The organism is Candidatus Melainabacteria bacterium RIFOXYA2_FULL_32_9, assembly GCA_001784615.1.
GTDB lineage: Bacteria > Cyanobacteriota > Vampirovibrionia > Gastranaerophilales > UBA9579 > UBA9579.
The window spans coordinates 1-6,541 of sequence record MFRQ01000116.1 but is presented as its reverse complement, the minus strand read 5'-3'; the positions used below and the strand labels follow the sequence as shown (position 1 = coordinate 6,541).

Below are 6,541 nucleotides of genomic sequence, written 5' to 3'. Positions count from 1 at the left end.
AGTGGTAAGGCAGAGGTCTGCAAAACCTTTATCCCCAGTTCAAATCTGGGTGCCGCCTTTTTTTAAAAGCATGAATATAATAAAATCGTTCTTACAATAATAAGTTTTCGTGCACAGCAAGAGCGAACTCCTTAAACTTATAAAAATAAAGCTTAATTTTTATAATATTTTCATAATTGATGGGCAATTGGCGCAGTTGGTAGCGCACTTGATCGACATTCAAGGGGTCACTGGTTCGAGTCCAGTATTGCCCACCACTATTTGTAAGGCTTTCGATGTTTCGAAAGTTTTTTGTTTTTTTGGTTATAGAAAATTTTTAAATATCTGTTATCTTTAAATACTTATAGCTACGCTATTCACATTCTCTACTCTCGTAGTAATCTCAGAGTTAAACATCTAAGACTTCCTCCTCCGGCTAAAAGATCATTTGGATGGAATCCTATGATTTTAACTCCTCTTTTAAATAATTTTCTTTTTGTCTTTGCATTAAGAGAAATATCATAATTAATTATTACATCAGGTTCAAGAGGTACAAAGCTTGATCCCCATAGCATTTGCTCTTCATCAGAAATTTCAATTAATTCTGTTCCTCTTTTGTTCATGAATGAGCTAAAATCAATTTCTTCTCTTTTATCTTTGGTAATCAGGTATGTATGCAAGAATGCGGGAGGATAAACTAAAGCGAGATCAGGGCTTATTCTGTTAAAGATCATATCTGGATGCATAAAACGTCTCATTTTTGGAATTTCAACATAAATAACTTCTTTAAATTTATTTAAAGCTTTAGAAATGAATTTTTCTATCGACTTAATGCAATGTCTTTCTGTGTTTGCAACAAGAATTGTTTCAGAAGATAACAATAATAAACCTTCAAATCTGTCATTATTATCAAATTCATAAAAAACAGGGATTTCTAGATTTTTCAGAGCCTCTTTTACAACAATATCTTCAAGATGCCGGCCTCCCGGACACATTCTAGATATTATCGCACCATCACAAGTTATAACTGAACTATCATGCATATATACTAAATTAGGCAGCTTTTCAATTAAGTCTTTATTCTTTACAACATAATCAGCAAGTTCCAGGACTTCTATTCCTAATGATTTTAGAAGATTTGCATACGAATCATGCTCTTCAAGAAATTTGTCTGTATTTGGAACTTTATCAAATAAATAGTATTGGTAATTATCCGAATTCAAAAGTTTTAAGGAATTAACTGGTTTGTGGAGAAGAACTTTCCTGAGTTTTCCTAATTTTTCACAACCATAATTTACCATAATTAACCTATTCTTTAATTTAAATATCGCAACCTTAAAAAGCAATTAACTATATTGCCTTTATCATTACTAATACCTGTAAAATTAGGATTATTTCCCATTAACAAAATTAGAGTATTATAAAGTTATTATTAAGGTAATATCTAATATATCTAAGTAAATTTATTGAGTAATAAATCAAATTTATTTTTCATATTAAAAATGGAGCCTAAATTAAGAGAATAATGCTGTCAAGACTGCAATGTCCAAATAAACCGCCAGAGTTGAGTTTCGGGCGGTTCTTTATTTTGTGGAATTTTGGGTTTTATGTAATATTTCCGTAATGACAAAATACTGTCAGTATGATTAAAAAATTCAGTAAATAATAAATCGCATTTTAAGGAGGTTTTACCCCCATAGGCTATTGGCTTTTGCATTCTTCTGAAGTTATTACACATTTTCCTTGATCTCTCATTTTACATCTATCTCGTATTAAATCCCAACAGCCACCGCTATCTAAGCAACTATCAATGTTAAATTGCTTCATAACAGAAGGTAAAGTTTTAGGAATAAAAAGGTATGAAATGAACAAAACTAAATAAACTAATTTAGTAATTTTCTTCATCTTTATGAAAAATACTAGCCAAATGCCCATTATAGTTAAGCTTGATAAAGTTAAATATAATATTATCTGCCAGTCATATTGATCAGCAAAGACAACTATTCCTGACCAAATACCCAAAACAAGTGTAAGAAACAGGCATAATGATATTTTTAAAATTACAATTAGGATTTCAGACAATATTTTCATAGCTTTATTATAAAACAAATATTAATACCTGTCAGGAAGCCATTTTGGACGGTAGATATCGACTATATCACCACAATCACCATTAGGATCTTGACAGTTTAGTAGGTTGGGTCAAGTTGACCCAACAAAATTAAAAGTTTCTTTCGTAATGACTATATAAAATCATAGAGTTTGTATTTTAATCCCAAAAGCCCGTAGGATGTGCACTGACAATAGTCTAGTAAGGCAAGCTTTAGCCCACACGGAAAAGATTGGTTTATATTCTTGATAAACTGAATATTTCTTTTAATTCCTGATTGGAAAGTTCTGTAATTAATTTTTCACCGGTTGAGACTGTCAAATTGGCCAGTTCTCTTTTGGATTTAATCATCTCATCAATTTTTTCTTCAAAAGTGCCTAATGTAATTAATCTATGAATAATTACATTCTGGGTCTGGCCTATTCTATATGTTCTATCCGTAGCCTGATCTTCTACAGCCGGGTTCCACCATAGATCATAGTGAATTACATTTGTCGCTGAGGTGAGATTAAGGCCTAGTCCTCCAGCTTTTAATGAAATAACCATAAGCTTTATGTCATCATTGAACTGGAATTCTTCAACCATCTTATCTCTTTGTGTACGTGAAACAGACCCATGGAAGAAAGGAATATTCATATTAAATTCATCTTTTAACATATTTATAAGCAAATCACCCATTTCTTTATACTGGGTAAAAATTATTGCTTTCTCATTTTGCTCGAATACTTGTTCAATTATAGAGAATGCCTTTTCTGTCTTACCGGATAAATCTTTTGATAGCCTGTCAATTTTAGTAAATTGAGTAGGATGGTTGCATATCTGTTTTAACGAGGTAATGAGTTTAAAAATCTGTCCTCTTCGTTGAATTCCTGTTTTAGTCTCAATTGATTTAAATGAAGTTTCTAGCACTTTTTCATAAAGTGCAGCTTGCTCCTTTGTAAGATAGCAATATTCATCAAAAACAATTTTTTCGGGTAAATCTGTTATGATTGATTTGTCATTTTTTAGCCTTCGGAGTGCAAAAGGCGAAGTTGCAAGCCTGAGTTTTTCTATTTTTTCAACATCCCGATGTTTTTCTATTGGTATAGCATAGTTCCGCTGAAAGCTTGTTATATTCCCAAGATATCCTTTATTAATAAAATCAAAAATACTCCATAATTCGCTCAGTCGATTTTCAACAGGAGTTCCTGTCATAGCAATATATGTTTTAGTTTTTACAGATTTTACAGCAATAGTTTGAGCTGCAGCAGGATTTTTTATATTTTGTGCTTCATCAATAATTACTATATCCCAATTTTTGTCTTCAAAACTGCCTATTTCATTTCTCAGAAGTCCATATGTTGTAATGATAACATCAGCGCTATCAAAATCAAGAATGCGTTCGGTTCCATGATAGATATGCACTTTCAAAGATGGGGCAAATCTGGCACACTCTTTGTACCAGTTACCTACAAGAGTTGTCGGACAAATAACCAGAGCTGGTTTATTAAGTTTGTCGTCTTCTTTTAATTTCAAAATCAGACTTATGACCTGAATTGTTTTTCCAAGACCCATATCATCTGCAATGCAGGATCCAAATCCCCGCATTGTATTTGAATATAGCCACTTAAATCCTCTCTCCTGATATGGACGCAGTGTCCCCTTTAAACCTATCGGAATAGTGATTTCATCAATTTTAATAAAATCATTAATTAATCTTTTAAATGTATCATCAATGTCAAAGCCAATATCATTATAAAAGCCCGACAATGCGGAATGCAGCAATTCCATTGGAGATGAAATTTCAGGTGCAGTATTATCAATTTTTTTAAGGATTAACTTTATCTCTTGGGGATTTAGCATAATATATTGATCTTTATACTTAACAATTCCCTCAGCTGATTTTACAAGTTCCAGAAACTCTTCTTTTGATAATTTTTCTTCCCCGATTGCAATTTCATATGAAAAATCCAATAAATTCTTAAGAGAAAGATGTGAACTGTTATCCTCTTCAAAGAAAGTGCTTATGTCAATATTTTTCGAATCTTTTGTCATTGCTTTTAATACAACACGTGGGGAAAGTAAATTTCTTAACCCTTTAGGCAGTACTATTTTTATACCAAGAGCACTTAAAACAATAGAAGTTCTTGATATTAGATCTAATATTTCTTTTAAATCAATAGAAGGAGACATTAAGCCTTTTGAATCTAAAATTTCTCTTAACACAGGCATATAATTAGATGCTACAAGAATTTGCCCTGAAATTTCAGACCTAATCTGTTGAGAACTCATCGAAAATATCTCTTCTTTGTTTTCGAACAGTTTTGAAAGATCGATAATATCCGTGGTTTTATGATTAATAATATCTATATGAATAGTAAAATTATTATCCTGATTCTCACACGATTCAACCCGAATAATAGGACTAATATTCTTATTTCTAATAGAAAGTACGTCCAGCCAATAAGAAATGCTTGCAGCAATGTTTTTTCCTTTCGGAGAAATCGCACTTAAAGGTTGCGGTTTGGTAAAAATATTAGTAATACTACAGCTTTTTAATTTAGATGATTTTAAAAATGTCAATTTATGAATAATATAGGTTATAAAAATTGACAAAATGTCATAAGAACCATCCTGAGCTAGAATTTTACATCCTTTGTCTTTAAATGCAAGATTTGCAGGCATACGGGATTTATGAGAATTAAGTATTTCTTCAATATCGCCTAAAGGAACATACCTGACAGTAAAATCACCATTATCGTGCATAATAACTTCCGGCACAAAAGATAAAGATTTGACCAGAGCAACTGCAAGAGAAGCTGTTTGGTTTAAAAATATTGAAGATGGAGAAATTTCATCATTCGATTCACTCAATGAATAATATAAGAAGTATTCAAAAACAGTTTCAGCAAGTAAACTTATGCCCTCTTTCTCCTGTAATATAATCTTCTGTTCGTTTTTATCGATTACCGGTACAGTTAATTTCTGAATAGAATAACGAAAAAGAGAGCCTTTAGATTTCAGGTAATACAGAAAATTATTTGCAGGAGTAATAAAAGCTTTAAGGACATTATCATTGGTATAATACAAGTAAAATTCAGTATTCCTTATGGGAGGGAGTTTTCCTTTAACAAGTATAGAGTCCAATTCGGATTGAACGGTCTCATAGATATCTAACAATTTGGATTTGAAATCTCTCCGTTCAAAAAATATCGGATTTGCAGGCAAAAGAGAAAATAAAGAATTAAGATCCGTTGCAGGAAATGAAAAATCCTCTTTACATGCAAAATTTTCTTCATTATAAATATATTCACCTATTGGGACAAACTTGCTATTAATATCCTTTTTTACTTTTGTCTCAAGTCCGTTAACGGCACTGGCTACTTCCATTAGCTCAACAGCAGAAATCCCTCTTAGGTTAAATATTATAAAAGGATTTTTGTTAATTTCCCGTTCGAGAACAGCATAAACAGATTCAACATGCGAACAATTAAACTCTCTTCGACAGGAACAGGATATTTTTATCTCATCTAAATTTTGTGGGAAAATACCCAAATCATCGATGAAATCCATAAAGGATTCAGGGAGATGCCCAAAGCCAACTTCTAAAGCTACAGAAGGATTTGAACAAATAAAATTCTTTATCTGTGCTCTCACAATTTCATCAGCTTTTTCAAGATTTATTTTGAGTTTATAAAATTGAGAGTTTGCATCTTTTACTTGAGCTATTACTTCATTATCTGTAATTTTTAGCTCTTTTACCGCTGGAATGCTGTATATTCTCGAAAAAGCAATGCCTCTTTCAGAATATAGCTGTTTCAATGATAAAATCCAGACGGTTCCCCATTTTACAGGGCTAATTTGAGATTTCTTCACACTGGAAGAAGCCGCTTTCTTATTATTTTTCTGTTTTATATTGTCAATTTTTTTATCCACCGCAAATAAACTTTTTATGTCAGACAATGGCTGGATTACGAATCCAATATTAAATAGTTGCCTAAACATATTTTACAACATAAGCAGGTCAATAGTATGTAGGGTGGGCTGAAACCCATCAGCTTGATTATTCGATGTTAATATTTTGAAAATATTGAATATCATTATTGCTACCCTAATTAATATCGTACATATATTATGCCCTATAATAATTTGGTATTTTCTGCAATTTTAACCTTTATGCTGCTAGCTTTTGTCTTATTGGTGAGTTAAAATCCACAATATTTCCGTAATGACTATGTAAAATCATTGGAAATTATTGCTTACCTTAATCCCAAAAACCTTGTAAGATGGCATTTAAGAAGCCTCTGGTTTGAGCCCGGTATTGTCTACCACTAAATTACTAGGGAGCCCGGGCAGTTTATTTATTTAACGGTACGTATTGCGCACCCTTGTATGATGAGTTTAGTTTTATAGATAAAATAGTTGAGTGGTTAAAAATTGTTTGAACGGATAAAGACTGTGCGCACCCTTAGT

The 6,541-nt window shown here is 31.9% G+C and carries 4 protein-coding genes and 1 tRNA gene; 1 reads left to right on the top strand and 4 read right to left on the bottom strand.

From position 1 onward, the window contains the following. The first annotated feature begins 181 nt into the window (after nt 1-181). A tRNA-Val gene (locus A2255_10380) sits at nt 182-257 on the top strand. A 108-nt stretch (nt 258-365) separates the two neighbouring features. On the opposite strand, the gene A2255_10375 is transcribed toward A2255_10380, so the two are convergent. The 4 genes from A2255_10375 to A2255_10360 form a co-directional block, all read right to left on the bottom strand. After that, nucleotides 366-1,280 (bottom strand): arginine deiminase, encoded by a 915-nt coding sequence (locus tag A2255_10375; protein ID OGI18168.1) that lies wholly within the window; start codon nt 1,278-1,280, stop codon nt 366-368. A gap of 230 nt (nt 1,281-1,510) precedes the next feature. Beyond that, complete coding sequence (locus A2255_10370) at nt 1,511-1,696, bottom strand: hypothetical protein (protein ID OGI18167.1); 186 nt, start codon at nt 1,694-1,696, stop codon at nt 1,511-1,513. Then, the gene (locus tag A2255_10365; protein OGI18166.1) at nt 1,681-2,088 is read right to left on the bottom strand and encodes a hypothetical protein; all 408 of its coding nucleotides are present in this window, start codon (nt 2,086-2,088) and stop codon (nt 1,681-1,683) included. The genes A2255_10370 and A2255_10365 overlap by 16 nt, the downstream gene beginning before the upstream one ends. Before the next feature lie 238 nt (nt 2,089-2,326). Further along, the gene (locus A2255_10360) at nt 2,327-6,073 is read right to left on the bottom strand and encodes a hypothetical protein (protein ID OGI18165.1); all 3,747 of its coding nucleotides are present in this window, start codon (nt 6,071-6,073) and stop codon (nt 2,327-2,329) included. Between the last annotated feature and the right edge of the window lie 468 nt (nt 6,074-6,541).